At 69.7% G+C, this 16,621-nt stretch carries 13 protein-coding genes and 2 rRNA genes; 2 read left to right on the top strand and 13 right to left on the bottom strand.

From position 1 onward, the window contains the following. Positions 1-2: 2 nt before the first annotated feature. From RKD23_RS29640 to RKD23_RS29620, 5 genes are all read right to left on the bottom strand, one after another. Positions 3-1,133 (bottom strand): glycosyltransferase family 4 protein, encoded by a 1,131-nt coding sequence (locus tag RKD23_RS29640; protein WP_424856470.1) that lies wholly within the window; start codon positions 1,131-1,133, stop codon positions 3-5. 138 nt (positions 1,134-1,271) lie between these two features. Next, positions 1,272-2,993: a DNA repair protein RecN gene (gene recN, locus RKD23_RS29635; protein ID WP_424858363.1), complete on the bottom strand. Its 1,722-nt coding sequence runs from the start codon at positions 2,991-2,993 to the stop codon at positions 1,272-1,274. Positions 2,994-3,076: 83 nt separating this feature from the next. Then, a complete protein-coding gene (locus tag RKD23_RS29630) occupies positions 3,077-3,982 on the bottom strand; it encodes an NAD kinase (RefSeq protein ID WP_404042665.1) in 906 nt (301 codons plus the stop codon). Continuing rightward, positions 3,979-4,794 (bottom strand): hemolysin, encoded by an 816-nt coding sequence (locus RKD23_RS29625; RefSeq protein WP_424856469.1) that lies wholly within the window; start codon positions 4,792-4,794, stop codon positions 3,979-3,981. The genes RKD23_RS29630 and RKD23_RS29625 overlap by 4 nt, the downstream gene beginning before the upstream one ends. A gap of 7 nt (positions 4,795-4,801) precedes the next feature. Continuing rightward, complete coding sequence (locus RKD23_RS29620; protein WP_424856468.1) at positions 4,802-5,086, bottom strand: hypothetical protein; 285 nt, start codon at positions 5,084-5,086, stop codon at positions 4,802-4,804. 42 nt (positions 5,087-5,128) lie between these two features. Here RKD23_RS29620 and RKD23_RS29615 point away from each other — a divergent pair, with 42 nt between their 5' ends. Next, on the top strand, positions 5,129-5,476 hold the full coding sequence (locus RKD23_RS29615; RefSeq protein WP_424856467.1) for an SCP2 sterol-binding domain-containing protein: 348 nt from the start codon (positions 5,129-5,131) through the stop codon (positions 5,474-5,476). Here RKD23_RS29615 and RKD23_RS29610 read toward each other — a convergent pair. The 4 genes from RKD23_RS29610 to RKD23_RS29595 all read right to left on the bottom strand — a co-directional run bounded on the left by RKD23_RS29610 (position 5,473) and on the right by RKD23_RS29595 (position 9,643). Beyond that, complete coding sequence (locus RKD23_RS29610; RefSeq protein ID WP_424856466.1) at positions 5,473-6,321, bottom strand: ABC transporter ATP-binding protein; 849 nt, start codon at positions 6,319-6,321, stop codon at positions 5,473-5,475. The genes RKD23_RS29615 and RKD23_RS29610 overlap by 4 nt on opposite strands. Then, positions 6,318-7,379 (bottom strand): FecCD family ABC transporter permease, encoded by a 1,062-nt coding sequence (locus RKD23_RS29605; protein ID WP_424856465.1) that lies wholly within the window; start codon positions 7,377-7,379, stop codon positions 6,318-6,320. The genes RKD23_RS29610 and RKD23_RS29605 overlap by 4 nt, the downstream gene beginning before the upstream one ends. After that, positions 7,376-8,419, bottom strand: coding sequence for a FecCD family ABC transporter permease (locus RKD23_RS29600; RefSeq protein ID WP_424856464.1), 1,044 nt, complete (start codon positions 8,417-8,419; stop codon positions 7,376-7,378). Before RKD23_RS29600 ends, RKD23_RS29605 begins: the two co-directional genes overlap by 4 nt. Positions 8,420-8,617: 198 nt before the next feature. Next, complete coding sequence (locus tag RKD23_RS29595; RefSeq protein WP_424856463.1) at positions 8,618-9,643, bottom strand: HAD hydrolase-like protein; 1,026 nt, start codon at positions 9,641-9,643, stop codon at positions 8,618-8,620. A gap of 82 nt (positions 9,644-9,725) precedes the next feature. Here RKD23_RS29595 and RKD23_RS29590 point away from each other — a divergent pair, with 82 nt between their 5' ends. Beyond that, on the top strand, positions 9,726-11,009 hold the full coding sequence (locus RKD23_RS29590) for a DUF1015 domain-containing protein (RefSeq protein WP_424856462.1): 1,284 nt from the start codon (positions 9,726-9,728) through the stop codon (positions 11,007-11,009). Positions 11,010-11,094: 85 nt separating this feature from the next. On the opposite strand, the gene RKD23_RS29585 is transcribed toward RKD23_RS29590, so the two are convergent. From RKD23_RS29585 to RKD23_RS29570, 4 genes are all read right to left on the bottom strand, one after another. Continuing rightward, positions 11,095-11,904, bottom strand: coding sequence for a hypothetical protein (locus RKD23_RS29585; protein WP_424858362.1), 810 nt, complete (start codon positions 11,902-11,904; stop codon positions 11,095-11,097). Further along, positions 11,796-13,025, bottom strand: coding sequence for a hypothetical protein (locus tag RKD23_RS29580; RefSeq protein WP_424858361.1), 1,230 nt, complete (start codon positions 13,023-13,025; stop codon positions 11,796-11,798). The genes RKD23_RS29585 and RKD23_RS29580 overlap by 109 nt, the downstream gene beginning before the upstream one ends. A gap of 181 nt (positions 13,026-13,206) precedes the next feature. Then, a 5S ribosomal RNA gene (gene rrf, locus RKD23_RS29575) occupies positions 13,207-13,323 on the bottom strand. Positions 13,324-13,427: 104 nt separating this feature from the next. Beyond that, positions 13,428-16,550, bottom strand: a 23S ribosomal RNA gene (locus tag RKD23_RS29570). Between the last annotated feature and the right edge of the window lie 71 nt (positions 16,551-16,621).

Here is a 16,621-nt window from a genome sequence, read left to right as displayed (position 1 = left end):
CCTCAGATCAGCGGCCTCGCCTGCGTCAACTCGTCGTACACACTGAGCACTTGCGCCACCGTCTCGTCCTCCGTCGGCCAGGTCGCCGCCTGCCGTACGCCCCGCTCCCGCAGCTCCTCGCGGCGCTCGGGGTCGGCGAGGAGGCCGGTGACGGTCCGGTCGAGGGCGTGCGCGTCGCCGTAGGGCACGAGTTCGGCCGCGTCACCGACGAGGTCGGGGAGGCCGCCGACGTCGGTGGCGACGAGCGGCACACGCGCGTGCAGGGCCTCCTCGGCGAACACCGAGCGCGACTCCCAACTGCTCGGCAGCAGCGCCACATCGGCGGCCGCGAGCAGTTCGGGCACGTCGTCGCGGCGGCCCAGCAGCCGCACCGCGAGCCCCTCGCTCTCGATCCGCCCCTGCAGCAGCGGGCGCAGCGGGCCCTCGCCGGCGATGACCACCAGCGGCACCGGGTCCAGCGTGCGCCAGGCGCGGGCCGCGTCCAGCAGCACCTCGTAACCGCGGTGCCGGTCCAGGGAGCCGACCGCGAGCAGCAACGGCCGCCCCGTCGCGCCGAGTTCGGCCCGCAGCTTGGGCCGGTGCGACTCGTCGCGGTCGACCACCGTACGCCGCCCGGACAGCGCGACCGCGGCCAGGCGGGCGTCCCGGGCGCCGGTCGAGCGGGCCCGGTCCACCAGGTCTGAGGTCGTGCCGAGCACCACCGAAGCGGTCTTCACCACCCGCCGCTCGAGCAGACGCAGGAAGTGCGCGCGCGCCCCCTCGGCCTGCGCCCGCCCGTGCCAGGTCACCACCAGCGGGGTGCGCCGCCCGCTGAGCGCGAGCACCGCCCGGAACGAGGCGTGCAGCCCGTGCGCGTGCACCAGGTCGGCATCCGCGCAGGCCGCCCGCAGCGCGGCCACGGACGCCGGGTCGCTGCTGCGCGGGATGTGCACATGGTCGGCGCCGGCCCCGGCGAAGTCGTAGGTGTGAGCGGCCTCGAAGGGGGCGCACACCGTGACACGCACGCCCCTCGCGACGAGCCCGGACGCCAGGGACCGCACATGCGCGCTGCTGCGGGCGTTGCCGCCACCGAGCACCTGCACGGTGCGAAGCGGCGACTGTCCGGGCGCTGACTGGCTGCTCACGTGGCTCACGTGGCCGGGGCTCCTGATTCGGGGACGGACAGACACGGCCAAGGATGCCAGGACGTACGGGTGTTCCGGGGACGGCGACGTCAGGAACCCAGGCCGAGACCCCCCGGAACCTCACCCACACGGGTGAACGACCGAGGTCTACCCGGCATCCGCCCGAGCCGTGGCCAGAAGCTCCTCGGCATGCGCCCGGGCCGTCTCCGAGTCCTCCTGCCCGGCCAGCATCCGCGACAGCTCCCGGACCCGGTCCTCGCCCTCCAGCACCTTCACACCGGACCGGGTCACCGACCCGTCATCGGTCTTCTCCACCAGCAGCTGCCGGTCGGCGAACGCGGCCACCTGCGGCAGATGGGTGACGACCACGACCTGCGCGGTCCGGGCCAGCTTCGCCAGCCGCCGCCCGATCTCCACGGCCGCCTTGCCGCCGACACCGGCGTCCACCTCGTCGAAGAGATACGTCGGCACCGGGTCCGTCCCCGCGAACACGACCTCCACGGCCAGCATCACGCGCGACAGCTCACCGCCCGACGCGCCCTTGGCGATGGGCCGCGCTGGCGCCCCCGGGTGCGGGGCCAGCAGCAGCTCGACCTCGTCGGCACCGGCCGGCCCGTAGGCGACGGTACGCCCGCCGACCTCCACGCCCTCCGGGTCCTCGGTCTGCCGGATGTCGAAGGACACCCGCGCGTGCGGCATGGCCAGCGAGGCCAGCTCCGCCGTCACCGCGGCCGCGAACCGTTCGGCGGCCTCCGTGCGCGCGTCCGTCAGCGCCTGCGCCAGCCCGCCCAGTTCGACGCGCAGCGCGTCCCGCTCGGCGGTCAGCTCCCCGATCCGCTCGTCGTCGCCGTCCAGCTCGGTCAGCCGCGCGGCACTCTGCTCGGCCCACGCCAGCACGGCGGTGATGTTCTCGCCGTACTTCCGGGTCAGCCCGGTCAGCGCCGCCCGCCGCTCCTCCACCGCGGCCAGCCGCAGCGGATCGGCGTCCAGATCGTCGGCGTACCCGGCCAGCTCCCCGGCCACATCGCCCAGCAGAATCCCGATCTCCCCGATCCGGTCGGCGAGCGCCCCCAGCGCCGGGTCGTGCGACCGTACGGCCTCCAGCGCCCGGTACGCGCCCGCCACCAGCGTGCTGGCGTCGACACCCTCCGGGTCCTCAGGGTTGCCCGCCAGAGCGGCGTGCGCGGCCGTGGCGGCGGACGCCAGCGCCTCGGCGTGCCCCAGCCGCTCCGCCTCCTCGGCCAGCTCCGTGTCCTCACCGGCCCGCGGCTCCACGCCCGCGATCTCGTCGAGGCCGTAGCGCAACAGGTCGGCTTCCTGCGCCCGCTCACGCGCGCGCGTGACGATCTCCTCCAGCTCGGCGGAGACGGCCCGCAGCCGGCGGTAGGCCTCGGCGTACTTGGCAAGCGGCACAGCGACCGCGTCCCCCGCGTACCGGTCGAGCGCCTGCCGCTGCCGGGACAGCTTCAGCAGCCCCTGCTGATCGGTCTGCCCGTGCACGGCCACCAGCTCGTCGGCCAGCTCGGCCAGCAGGCCCACAGGCACGCTGCGCCCGCCGAGATGCGCCCGCGAGCGCCCCTCGGCCGAAACGGTACGGCTGATCAGCAGCGCCCCGTCGTCGAGGTCGGCGCCTGCCTCCTCGGCCCGCACGGCCACGGCGGCGTCCGCGTCCAGCGCGATCCGCCCCTCCACGACCGCCTTCTCGGCCCCGATCCGCACCAGCGCCGGATCCGCCCGCCCGCCCAGCAACAGCCCCAGGCTCGTGACCACCATGGTCTTGCCCGCACCCGTCTCACCGGTGACGGCAGTGAACCCGGGCGACAGCTCGACAACCGCGTCGTCGATGACGCCGAGCGACCGTATCCGCATCTCTTCCAGCACGGTGAAGACCTTACGAGGTCTGGAGTGCTCTGTGCGAGGCGCCCTGTCACCCGACCGAGCTAAGCGCCCCGCTAGTGAGGCGCCCCCCGCCACCCGGAAACGGGCAACGCGAACTTCGCCACCAGCCGATCCGTGAACGAAGCGTGATGCAGCCGGGCCAGCCGCACCGGCACAGCCCCCCTCCGCACCTCCACCCGAGCCCCCGGAGGCAACTCGACCGTCCGCCGCCCGTCACACCACAGAACCCCCGGCGGGATATGCGGCAGAACCTCCACAGCAAGCACAGAATCCGGCGAGGTCACCAACGGCTTCGCGAACAGCGCATGCGCGGAGATCGGCACCATCAGCAGCGCCTCCACCTCGGGCCACACCACAGGCCCCCCGGCGGAGAAGGCATAAGCGGTCGACCCGGTCGGCGTGGACAGCACGATCCCGTCGCACCCGAACCCCGTCACCGGCCGCCCGTCGATCTCCAGCACGACCTCGAGCAGCTTCTCCGCGCCGGCCTTCTGCACGGCCGCCTCGTTCAGCGCCCAGTCGGTGTGCACGATGTCGCCGTTGCTGTGCACGACGACATCGACGGTCATCCGCTCCTCGACCTCGTACGACCGCGACACCACCCGGTCGACGACCTTGTCGAGGTCGTCCCGCTCGGCCTCCGCCAGGAAGCCGACCCGCCCGAGGTTGACGCCGAGCATCGGCACGCCGGACGCCCGCGCGAACTCCGCCCCGCGCAGCAGGGTGCCGTCACCGCCGAGGACGATCAGCAGCTCGCACCCGTCGAGGCACTGCGGTGTCGCCTCCTTGACCAGCTGCACCTCGTCCGGCAGCGGCAGATCGCGTGCCTCGTACTCCAGTACCCGTACGCCGATCCCGGACCGCAGCAGCCCCTTGACCACGAGCTCGGCGCTGCGGATGGCTGCCGGCCGCCCGGTGTGGGCCAGCAGGAAAACAGTACGAGCTCGATTCGGTGTCAACGCGGCCCCTCCGCCACTGCACGGTCAACATCGGCCGGGTCCAGTTCGGGGGCACCGGCCCGCAGCCACAGAAAGTACTCGACGTTCCCCGAAGGACCGGGCAGCGGACTGGCGGTCACGCCCTTCACCCCGAGCCCCAGCTCCCACGCCTTCTCGGCCACGCCCCGCACGGCCTCCGCCCGCAGCTGCGGACTCCGTACGACACCCCCGCTGCCCAGCCGCTCCTTCCCCACCTCGAACTGCGGCTTGACCATCATCACCAGATCGGCGTCCGCCCGCACGCACTTCACGAGGGCGGGCAGCACCAGTCCGAGCGGAATGAAGGACAGGTCTCCCACGACAAGGTCCACCGGCTCTCCGTCGATCGCCTCGAGCGTCAACTCGCGTACGTTCGTACGGTCCTTGACGGTGACGCGTTCATCGCTCTGCAGAGACCAGGCGAGCTGCCCGTAGCCGACGTCGACGGCGACGACGTGCGCGGCACCGGCGCGCAGCAGCACATCGGTGAAGCCGCCGGTGGAGGCGCCCGCGTCCAGGGCCCGGCGGCCCTCGACGACCAGGCCCTGCGGCACGAAGGCCTCCAGCGCCCCGGCGAGCTTGTGCCCGCCCCGGGACACGTACTCGGGATCGTTGTCGTCGCTCTGCACGACGATCGCCGCCGCCGTCTCCACCTGGGTGGCCGGCTTGGTCGCGACGGTCTTGCCGACGGTCACCCGCCCCGCGGCGATCAGCTGGCTGGCGTGCTCGCGCGAGCGCGCCAGCTTCCGGCGGACCAACTCGGCGTCGAGACGGCGGCGTGCGACTCCTGCCACGTTCGGTTCAGCTCCTGCTCTGGTGGTACGACGACGGGGGCGCCGGAGGTCCCGGGCGGGCGTCGAGCGCGGTGAGCGCGTCACGCAGCCCCTGGTGTACATCCTCGTACACCTGAAGATGTCCGTCCGTGGCGAGGTGGTCGGCGTCGGCCAGCCGCTGCAGCTGCGCGTCGACCTCGGCGTTGCCGGTGGGGGTGCGCGGGACGTCGAGGGGGGCCGGGGCGGAGGGGTCCTCCTCAGTGAGGTCCGGCTCCCTGTCAGCGAGCTCCGGCTCCGGAACAGCGTCGTTCATGCCCCGACGCTACCCCGAATCGCTGCGGTACCGTCGGTGACGATGGCGACGATCGAGGAGTGCCGTGCCGCACTCGAGAAGCTCTCGGAGCACATGGGCAGCGCCGAGGGCGACGTCCGCGCGGCCGCCGCGCTGGACCGCTCGGTGAGCTGCCACATCACCGACCTGGACACCACCTTCGTGGGCCGGATGTCGGACGGCCGTATCCACGTCCGGGACACCCTCCAGGGCCCGCCCGCGGACAAGGCCCAGATCCGGCTGGCCATGACCGGCGACGACCTGGTCGCCCTGGTCGACGGCGAGCTGCACTTCGCCAGGGCGTGGGGCTCGGGCCGGGTCAAGCTGCACGCGGGAGTGCGCGACCTGCTGCTGCTCAGGAAGCTCCTCTAAGCCCTGGCGCGTGCCTTGCGCGCGGCCGGCACCACCAGAGGTGTGCCCGTCTCCGGGTCGTCGATGACCTGGCAGCGCAGGGAGAAGACCTCCTCGACCAGCTCGGCGGTGACGACGTCGTTCGGGGCGCCCTGCGCGATGACCTCGCCGCCCTTCAGGGCGATCAGATGCGTGGCGTACCGGGCCGCGTGGTTGAGGTCGTGCAGTACGGCGACCAGGGTGCGGCCCTGCGTCTCGTGCAGCTCGGCGCACAGGTCGAGGACGTCGATCTGGTGCTGGATGTCGAGGTAGGTCGTCGGCTCGTCGAGCAGCAGCAGCGGCGTCTGCTGGGCGAGCGCCATGGCGATCCACACGCGCTGTCGCTGGCCGCCGGACAGCTCGTCGACGTACCGGTCGGCCAGCTCGGCGACCCCGGTGTGCGCCATGGACTCCTGGACGATCCGCTCGTCCTCGGCCGACCACTGCCGCAGGATGCCCTGGTGCGGGTAGCGGCCCCGGCCCACCAGGTCGGCGACCGTGATGCCGTCGGGCGCCACGGACGACTGGGGCAGCAGGCCGAGGGTGCGCGCGACCTTCTTCGCCGGCATCGACTGGATGACCTGCCCGTCCAGCAGCACCCGGCCCTGGGTCGGCTTGAGCATCCGCGACAGCGCCCGCAGCAGCGTCGACTTGCCGCAGGCGTTCGGGCCGACGATCACCGTGAAGGAGTTGTCGGGGATCTCCACCGACAGCCGCTCGGCGATGACGCGCTGGTCGTAGGCGAGGGTGACGTTCTCGGCGGACAGGCGATTCACAGTGCTCCTCGAAGTGTTCTCGTACGCGGCCTTGCGCATCCCCGGCGTCATATCCGCCCCGCCCGGCGCTCGGTGACCAGCAGCCACAGCAGGTACACGCCGCCGAGCACACCGGTGACCACGCCCACCGGCAGCTGGTCGGCGCCGAACAGCCGCTGCGAGCCCCAGTCGGCGGTGACCAGCAGGGCGGCTCCCATGCACAGGGACGCCAGCAGGTTCGGGCCCGGGGAGCGGGTCAGGCGCCGGGCGAGCTGCGGCGCGGTCAGCGCGACGAAGCTGACCGGTCCGGCCGCGGCGGTCGCGGACGCGGTGAGCAGCACGGCGGCCACCATCAGCAGCATCCGCACCCGCTCGACACGCACCCCGAGCGCGTTGGACACGTCGTCACCCATCTCCATCATCCGGAGCCCGCGCGCGTTGGCGAGAATCAGCGGCACGAGTACGGCGCACAGCCACAGCAGCGGCTCCACCTGCTCCCAGTCGCGGCCGCTGAGCGATCCGGTCATCCAGAAGATCGCCCGGGAGGCGTCGACCAGGTCGGCCTTGGTGAGCAGATAGCCGTTGACGGCGGTGGCGATGGCCGAGACGCCGATGCCGACCAGGACCAGCCGGTAGCCGTGCACGCCCCGCTTCCAGGCGAGCAGATAGATGGCGAGGCCGGTGACCAGGCCGCCGACGAGCGCGCCGGCCGCGACCTGTCCGGCGCTGCCGGACATCAGGACGATCACCACGAGCGCGCCGGCCGTCGCGCCTTGGCCGAGTCCGAGCACGTCCGGGCTGCCCAGCGGGTTGCGGGACACGGCCTGGAACAGCGCCCCGCCGAGCCCGAGCGAGGCGCCGACCAGCAGGCCGACCAGAACCCGCGGCAGCCGCAGCTGGTTGACGATGAACTCCTGGCCCGCATTGCCGTTCCCGGCCAGCGTCTTGACGACGTCCCCGGCGGAGATGGGGAAGTCGCCCGTGCCGATCAGCAGGACGCTCGCGGTCAGCGCGGCCGCCAGCAGCAGCACGACGACGACGAACGCGCGCACATCGACGCGGACGGACAGCCCGCCGGGGGTGCGCAGGGCCCGTGTGGTGCCGCGCGGGTTCTTCACTGCGGTACTCACAGCTGGGCCGTCCTCCGCCGTCGTACGAGAAAGATGAAGACCGGGCCGCCGACGATCGCGGTGACGATGCCGACCTGGAGCTCGGCGGGCCGGGCCACGAGACGGCCGACGACATCGGCGCCGAGCAGCAGCACGGGCGACAGGACCGCCGCGTACGGCAGGATCCAGCGCAGGTCGGGGCCGGTGAAGGAGCGCACGACGTGCGGCACCATCAGGCCGACGAAGACGATCGGCCCGCAGGCGGCCGTCGCGGCCCCGCACAGCATGGTCGCGGCGAGCATCGACAGCGCCCGGGTGCGGCCCAGGTGGGCGCCGAGGGCCTTGGCAGTGTCGTCGCCCATGGCCATGGCGTTCAGCGGGCGGGCCAGACCGAGGGCGAGCAGCACGCCGGCGGCGATGAAGGGCAGCACCTGGGTGATGGTCTCGTCGGTCGCCGAGCTCAGCGAACCGACCGTCCAGAAGCGCATCTTGCCCAGCGCCGCCTCGTCGACGATCATCACGGCCTGGAGATAGCCGTACAGGGCCGCGCTGAGCGCGGTGCCGGCGAGCGCGAGCCGCACCGGCGTGGCGCCCCGGCTGCCGCCGAGGAACCAGACCAGCACCCCCACCGCCGCGGCCCCGAAGAACGCGAACCACACATAGCCCTGCAGGCTCGTCACCCCGAGGAAGGTGATCGCGGTGACCACCGCCGCGGACGCACCGGCGTTGATGCCGAGCAGTCCGGGGTCGGCCAGCGGATTGCGGGTGAGCGCCTGCAGCACGGCCCCGGCCAGTCCCAGCGCGGCCCCGGCGAGCAGCCCGAGCAGCGTCCGCGCCAGCCTCTCGTCGACAACGACGTCACCGTAGGTCCCGGACGCCTGGAACAGGCCGTGCCAGACCTGCCCCAGGGACAGCTCCTTGGCCCCGATCGCAAGGCTCGCCACCGCGACGCACGCCAGGATCAGGACGGAGACGAGAAGCCCGGCGGCGCGTATCGCACGGCGGTCGGGGGGCGCGGAGGCGGTTTCCGCGCGCGGTTCTGGAGGACTGTCGACCAACACGGAGGTTAGGTTAGCCTACCCTCCCATCCTGGACGATGCCCGTCCATGCCCACGCGCGCACCGACGGACGCCCGGCACACGCCCTCTGACCGCACCGATGACCGCTCGGCGCCCGTCCTCCGACCGCACCGATGACCGCTCGGCACCCGTCCACTGACCGCACCGATGACCGCTCGGCGCCCGTCCTCTGACCGCTCCTCAGAGCCCCAGCCGTGCCAGCGCCTTGCCCCCGTCCAGTGCGCAGGAGCCTTCCCCGGCCGCCGTCCACGCCGCCGCGCACAGAGCCCGCAGCCCGTCCAACGCCTCCCCGTCACCCTCCAGCTCCAGCTCGGCACCAGCCGTCGCGGTCCACCCCCCGCACCGGAAGCCGCCGCCCGCCTCGACGACCTCCGGCTGCCCGGTGAGCATCCCCCGCAGATCGGCGTCGACGTACGTCGGCCGGTGCTGCGGCGGCGCCGCCAGCAGCTGGGCCCCGTCCGTCACGCCGGTCAGCACCAGCAGCGAGTCCACCTCGCCGTTGAACGCGCCCTCGATGTCGGTGTCCAGCCGGTCCCCGACGACCAGCGGCCGCTCGGCACCCGTGCGCAGAATGGTCTCCCGGTGCATCGGAGGCAGCGGCTTGCCCGCCACCTGCGGCTCGGCCCCGGTCGCTATCCGCACGACCTCCACCGCCGCCCCGTTCCCCGGCGCGATGCCCCGACCGCTGGGAATCGTCAGATCGGTGTTGGACGCGAACCACGGCACCCCGCGCGCCACGGCGTACGACGCCTCGGCGAACCGCCCCCACGCCAACTCGGGCCCGCCATAGCCCTGCACCACGGCCGCCGGATCGTCATCGGCGCTCTCCACAGGCGTGAGCCCCCGCTCCCGCAGCGCGACCCGCAGCCCCTCGCCGCCGATCACCAGCACGCGCGACCCCGCCGGCACCTGCTCACTGATCAGCCGCGCGACCGCCTGCGCCGAGGTGATGACGTCGTCCGCGCCCGTCGGTATCCCCAGCTCGGTCAGATGCCCGGCCACGGTGTCCGGCGTCCGCAGCGCGTTGTTGGTGACGTACGCCAGACGCATCCCGCCCTCCCGGGCGACCGCCAGCGACTCCACGGCGTGCACGATCGCGCTCCCGCCCGCGTACACCACCCCGTCCAGGTCGAGCAGCGCCGTGTCGTACGCCTCGCTCAGGGCCTGCCCACTGCCCTCGGGCCTCGTCCTGACACTCCGGCTCATTCCGCATCGCTCCTCGTCCGCTCGCCTTTCCCCCGATCATCCCCCATGCCACTGACACCCGTCCGACACGTACGATGCCCTGATGAACACTGCAGGTCACTCGGAAGCAACGGCGCCCCGAGGCCTGGAACTCACCCCGTTCCGAGGCCTGCGCTACGACCCCGACCGGGTCGGCAGTCTGGCCGCCGTCACCTCCCCGCCGTACGACGTCGTCGTACGCCCCGACGGGGTGCACCACCTCCAGGACGCGGACCCGCACAACATCGTCCGGCTGATCCTCCCCCAGGCCGGCACCGTCGGCGCCCGCACCGAGCAGGCCGCCGACACCCTGCGCCGCTGGCTCGCCGAGGGCGTCCTGACCGCCGATCCCGACCCCGCCCTGTACGTGTACGAGCAGCGCCACGCCGACGGCATGCTCCAGCGCGGCCTGATCGGCAACCTGCGCGTCTCCGACCCGTCCGAGGGCATCGTGCTGCCCCACGAGGACGTCATGCCGCACGTCGTCGCCGACCGCGCCGCGCTGATGCGCGCCACCTGGGCCAACCTCGAACCCCTGCTGCTGACTTACCGCGGCAACGGTTCGGCGGCCGAGGTCATCGAGCGCACCGCCGAACAGCCCCCGCTGCTGTCCACCACCACCGAGGACGGCTACTGCCACCGCCTGTGGTCCGTCACCGATCCGGCCGACCTGGCCCTCGTCCAGCACGACCTGGCCCACCACCAGGCCCTCATCGCCGACGGCCACCACCGCTGGGCCACCTACCGCCGGCTGCGCGCCGAGCACCCCTCCCCCAGCCCCTGGGACCTCGGCCTGGTCCTCCTGGTCGACACCGCCCGCTACCCGCTACGGGTCCGCGCCATCCACCGCCTCCTGCACGGCCTCCCGGTCTCCGACGCCCTGACCGCGCTCGACGGCCACTTCCGCGTACGCCGCCTCGACCTGCCCCTGCCCGGGGCATTGGAGACCCTGGCGGACGCGGCCTGCGAGGGCAACGCCTTCCTGCTCGCCGGCGACGGCGCCTTCCACCTGATCGACCGCCCGGACCCGGCACTGCTGGACCGCACGGTCCCCGCCGACCGCCCCGCCGCCTGGCGCACCCTCGACGCGACGGTCCTGCACTCCACGCTCCTCGCCCACCTGTGGCACATCCCCGAGGACGACCCGGCCCGCATCGCCTACATCCACGACACGGCGGCCACGGTCGCCAAGGCCGAACGCGCCGGCAGCACGGCCGTCCTCATGCACCCCGTCCGCGAGGACGTCGTCCGCGACCTTGCCCGCCAGGGTGTCACGATGCCCCGCAAGTCGACGTCCTTCGGCCCGAAGCCCGCCTCGGGTCTGGTCCTGCGGGCACTCGACATCTGACGTCGTACGAAGCACACAGGGCATACGAAAAGGGCGGGACCCCGATCTCGGGATCCCGCCCTTCGTGTACGACGCTCAGCCGAGGTCAGTCCTCGTCGCGGGCCTCGTCGACGATCTCGTCATCGGCCTCGACGACGGGCTTCTTCTCCTCGGCCTCGGCCTGCTTCTCCTCGGCCTCGGGGGCGGCGCTGCTCACGGCCTCGTCCGCACCACTCTCGTCGAGCGCGTCGACGAACTCGACACCGTCCAGCTCCGCCAGCCGGTCCGACGCGTCGGTGCTGCCGTCGCGGTCGGCCTCCACGGCCTTCGCGAACCACTCCCGCGCCTCGCCCTCACGACCGGCGGCCAGCAGCGCGTCGGCATAGGCGTACCGCAGCCGCGCGGTCCAGGGCTGGACGGAGTTGGAGGCCAGCTCCGGGCTCTGCAGCGTCACGATCGCCGCGTCGATCTGGTCCATGTCCCGCCGTGCACCGGCCGCGACGAGGCGCATCTCCACCTGGCCGGCCTTGTCGAGCTTGTTCACCTCGGGGGCACCGGCCATGTCCAGCGCCTTCTCCGGCCGGCCGAGCCCGCGCTCGCAGTCGGCCATGACCGGCCACAGCTCCACGGTGCCGGTCATCCGCCGCGCGGCCCGGAACTCGGCGAGGGCCTCGCTGTACTTCTGGTTGGCATACGCCGCGAACCCGGCCGCCTCACGCACGGCCGCGACCCTCGACGCCAGCCGCAGCGCCACACGGGAGTACCCGTACGCGCCCTCGGGGTCCTCGTCGATGAGCCGCGCGACCATCACCAGGTTCCTGGCGACGTCGTCCGCGAGCGTCTTGGGCAGGCTCTGGAGCTCCTGCTTGACGTCCTTGTCGATCTCCTCGCCGGTGACGTCCTCGGGGATCGGCAGCCGCTTGATCGGCTCACGGTCGCGATCGCGGTCCCGCTCGTCACGGAACCGGCTCCCGCCACGCCGGTCGTCGCCACCGCGTCGGTCGTCGCCGCCACGCCCGCGGAAGCCACCGCGGTCACCGCCGGGCCGCCCACCACGGTCGTCCCGACCCCGGAAGCCACCACGGCCCCCACGGTCGTCTCCCCCGCGGCCACGGAACCCACCACGGTCGCCATCACGCCGGTCATCCCGACGGTCGTCGCGTCGGTCGTCACGCCCACGGAACCCACCACGGTCGCCATCACGCCGATCGTCACGGCGGTCATCGCGGCGATCGTCGCGTCGGTCATCCCGGCGGAAGGGGGGACGCTCGTCACGACGGTCGTCCCGACGGAAGGCAGGACGGTCCCCGCGATCGTCACGGCGGAAGGGAGGACGCTCATCGCGCCGGTCGTCACGGCGGTCGTCGCGCCGGTCGTCCCGACGGAAAGCGGGGCGCTCACCACGGTCGTCACGCCGCTGGAACCCACCGCGGTCCCGGTCACGGTCGTCACGACGGCCGTAGCCGCCGCCACGGTTGTCACCACGGCTGTCGTCCCGACGGAAGCCACCACGGTCGCCACCGCGGTCGTCACGACGGCCGTAGCCACCACCGCGGTTGTCACCACGGCTGTCGTCCCGACGGTCGTCACGGCGGTCGTCGCGCCGGTCATCACGACGGAAGGCGGGACGCTCGTCGCGGCGGTCGTCCCGACGGAAGGCGGGACGGTCCCCGCGGTCGTCACGCCGCTGGAACCCACCACGGTCCCGGTCACGGTCGTCACGACGCGGCCCACGGTCCCGGTCGTCACGCTGGTGCGACGGGCGGAACCCACCCCGGTCCCCGTCACGCCGGTCGTCCCGGCGGTCGTCGCGCCGGCCGTAGCCACCGCCGCGGTTGTCTCCACGGCTGTCCCCGCGGTTGTCGTCCCGACGGAAGCCACCTCGGTCGCCACCTCGGTCGCCACCGCGGTCGTCACGACGGCCGTAACCGCCGCCGCGGTTGTCTCCACGGCTGTCACCACGGCTGTCGTCGCGGCGGAACCCACCACGGTCGCCACGGTCGTCGCGACGGAACCCGCCGCGGTCACCACGGTCACCGCGGTAGCCCCCGCGGTCACCTCGGTCCGCACCCTCCCGGCGCCGCTGGTCGCGCTCCGGTCGGTCGTCGGGAGAGTTGGTGGACATGGTGACTCCTGTCTTAGGTACTGCAAGCATTGTAAAAACAAAAGGACCCCTGGTCCCAGCTGAACGCTGGGACCAGGGGTCCTTCCAAAGATTGTTCGGCGGCGTCCTACTCTCCCACAGGGTCCCCCCTGCAGTACCATCGGCGCTGTAAGGCTTAGCTTCCGGGTTCGGAATGTAACCGGGCGTTTCCCCTACGCTATGACCACCGAAACCCTAATGGTTTCGAGCGAACAAGCACACTTTGTAATTGTGAGTTCTGCTCAAAGCCGGCAACAGTCGTTGCCTCAGAACTAACACAGTGGACGCGAGCAACTGAGGACAAGCCCTCGGCCTATTAGTACCGGTCAACTCCACACGTTACCGTGCTTCCATATCCGGCCTATCAACCCAGTCGTCTACTGGGAGCCTTACCCCATCAAGTGGGTGGGAGTCCTCATCTCGAAGCAGGCTTCCCGCTTAGATGCTTTCAGCGGTTATCCCTCCCGAACGTAGCCAACCAGCCATGCCCTTGGCAGAACAACTGGCACACCAGAGGTTCGTCCGTCCCGGTCCTCTCGTACTAGGGACAGCCCTTCTCAAGACTCCTACGCGCACAGCGGATAGGGACCGAACTGTCTCACGACGTTCTAAACCCAGCTCGCGTACCGCTTTAATGGGCGAACAGCCCAACCCTTGGGACCGACTCCAGCCCCAGGATGCGACGAGCCGACATCGAGGTGCCAAACCATCCCGTCGATATGGACTCTTGGGGAAGATCAGCCTGTTATCCCCGGGGTACCTTTTATCCGTTGAGCGACGGCGCTTCCACAAGCCACCGCCGGATCACTAGTCCCGACTTTCGTCCCTGCTCGACCCGTCGGTCTCACAGTCAAGCTCCCTTGTGCACTTACACTCAACACCTGATTGCCAACCAGGCTGAGGGAACCTTTGGGCGCCTCCGTTACCCTTTGGGAGGCAACCGCCCCAGTTAAACTACCCATCAGACACTGTCCCTGATCCGGATCACGGACCCAGGTTAGACATCCAGCACGACCAGACTGGTATTTCAACGACGACTCCACCCACACTGGCGTGTGAGCTTCAAAGTCTCCCAGCTATCCTACACAAGCCGAACCGAACACCAATATCAAACTGTAGTAAAGGTCCCGGGGTCTTTCCGTCCTGCTGCGCGAAACGAGCATCTTTACTCGTAGTGCAATTTCACCGGGCCTATGGTTGAGACAGTCGAGAAGTCGTTACGCCATTCGTGCAGGTCGGAACTTACCCGACAAGGAATTTCGCTACCTTAGGATGGTTATAGTTACCACCGCCGTTTACTGGCGCTTAAGTTCTCAGCTTCGCAACCCCGAAAGGTCACTAACCGGTCCCCTTAACGTTCCAGCACCGGGCAGGCGTCAGTCCGTATACATCGCCTTACGGCTTCGCACGGACCTGTGTTTTTAGTAAACAGTCGCTTCTCGCTGGTCTCTGCGGCCACACCCAGCTCACCGTGTAAAACGGATCACCAGACATGGCCCCCCTTCTCCCGAAGTTACGGGGGCATTTTGCCGAGTTCCTTAACCATAGTTCACCCGAACGCCTCGGTATTCTCTACCTGACCACCTGAGTCGGTTTAGGGTACGGGCCGCCATGAAACTCGCTAGAGGCTTTTCTCGACAGCATAGGATCATCCACTTCACCACAATCGGCTCGGCATCAGGTCTCAGACTATGTGCAAGGCGGATTTGCCTACCTTGCGTCCTACACCCTTACCCCGGGACAACCACCGCCCGGGATGGACTACCTTCCTGCGTCACCCCATCACTCACCTACTACCAACTTGGGCCGGCGGCTCCACCACTCCCCTTCACCCGAAGGCTCCAGGGCGGCTTCACGGCCTTAGCATCACTGGATTCGATGTTTGACGCTTCACAGCGGGTACCGGAATATCAACCGGTTATCCATCGACTACGCCTGTCGGCCTCGCCTTAGGTCCCGACTTACCCTGGGCAGATCAGCTTGACCCAGGAACCCTTAGTCAATCGGCGCAAACGTTTCTCACGTTTGTATCGCTACTCATGCCTGCATTCTCACTCGTCAACCGTCCACAACTCGCTTCCGCGGCTGCTTCACCCGGCAGACGACGCTCCCCTACCCATCCCAGCCTCCGTTGGGAGTACATGCTGGAATGACACGACTTCGGCGGTACGCTTGAGCCCCGCTACATTGTCGGCGCGGAATCACTAGACCAGTGAGCTATTACGCACTCTTTCAAGGGTGGCTGCTTCTAAGCCAACCTCCTGGTTGTCTGTGCGACTCCACATCCTTTCCCACTTAGCGTACGCTTAGGGGCCTTAGTCGATGCTCTGGGCTGTTTCCCTCTCGACCATGGAGCTTATCCCCCACAGTCTCACTGCCGCGCTCTCACTTACCGGCATTCGGAGTTTGGCTAAGGTCAGTAACCCGGTAGGGCCCATCGCCTATCCAGTGCTCTACCTCCGGCAAGAAACACACGACGCTGCACCTAAATGCATTTCGGGGAGAACCAGCTATCACGGAGTTTGATTGGCCTTTCACCCCTAACCACAGGTCATCCCCCAGGTTTTCAACCCTGGTGGGTTCGGTCCTCCACGAAGTCTTACCTCCGCTTCAACCTGCCCATGGCTAGATCACTCCGCTTCGGGTCTTGAGCGTGCTACTAAAATCGCCCTATTCGGACTCGCTTTCGCTACGGCTTCCCCACCCGGGTTAACCTCGCAACACACCGCAAACTCGCAGGCTCATTCTTCAAAAGGCACGCAGTCACGAGGCAAGCACAAGTGCTTGCCCGACGCTCCCACGGCTTGTAGGCACACGGTTTCAGGTACTATTTCACTCCGCTCCCGCGGTACTTTTCACCATTCCCTCACGGTACTATCCGCTATCGGTCACCAGGGAATATTTAGGCTTAGCGGGTGGTCCCGCCAGATTCACACGGGATTTCTCGGGCCCCGTGCTACTTGGGTGTCTCTCAAACGAGCCGCTGACGTTTCGACTACGGGGGTCTTACCCTCTACGCCGGACCTTTCGCATGTCCTTCGCCTACATCAACGGTTTCTGACTCGTCCCACGGCCGGCAGACCGTGGAAGAGAGATCCCACAACCCCCACGACGCAACCCCTGCCGGGTCTCACACGTCGTAGGTTTGGCCTCATCCGGTTTCGCTCGCCACTACTCCCGGAATCACGGTTGTTTTCTCTTCCTGAGGGTACTGAGATGTTTCACTTCCCCTCGTTCCCTCCACTTGCCCTATGTGTTCAGGCAAGGGTGACAGCCCATGACGACTGCCGGGTTTCCCCATTCGGAAACCCCCGGATCAAAGCCTGGTTGACGACTCCCCGGGGACTATCGTGGCCTCCCACGTCCTTCATCGGTTCCTGGTGCCAAGGCATCCACCGTGCGCCCTTAAAAACTTGGCCACAGATGCTCGCGTCCACTGTGCAGTTCTCAAACAACGACCAACCACCCATCACCCCGGGACAACATCCCG

Source organism: Streptomyces sp. SAI-170 (assembly GCF_049739565.1).
In the GTDB taxonomy this organism is placed as follows: domain Bacteria; phylum Actinomycetota; class Actinomycetes; order Streptomycetales; family Streptomycetaceae; genus Streptomyces.
Note: the sequence above shows the minus strand (reverse complement) of the source record. Positions and strands in the feature narration are given on the sequence as shown.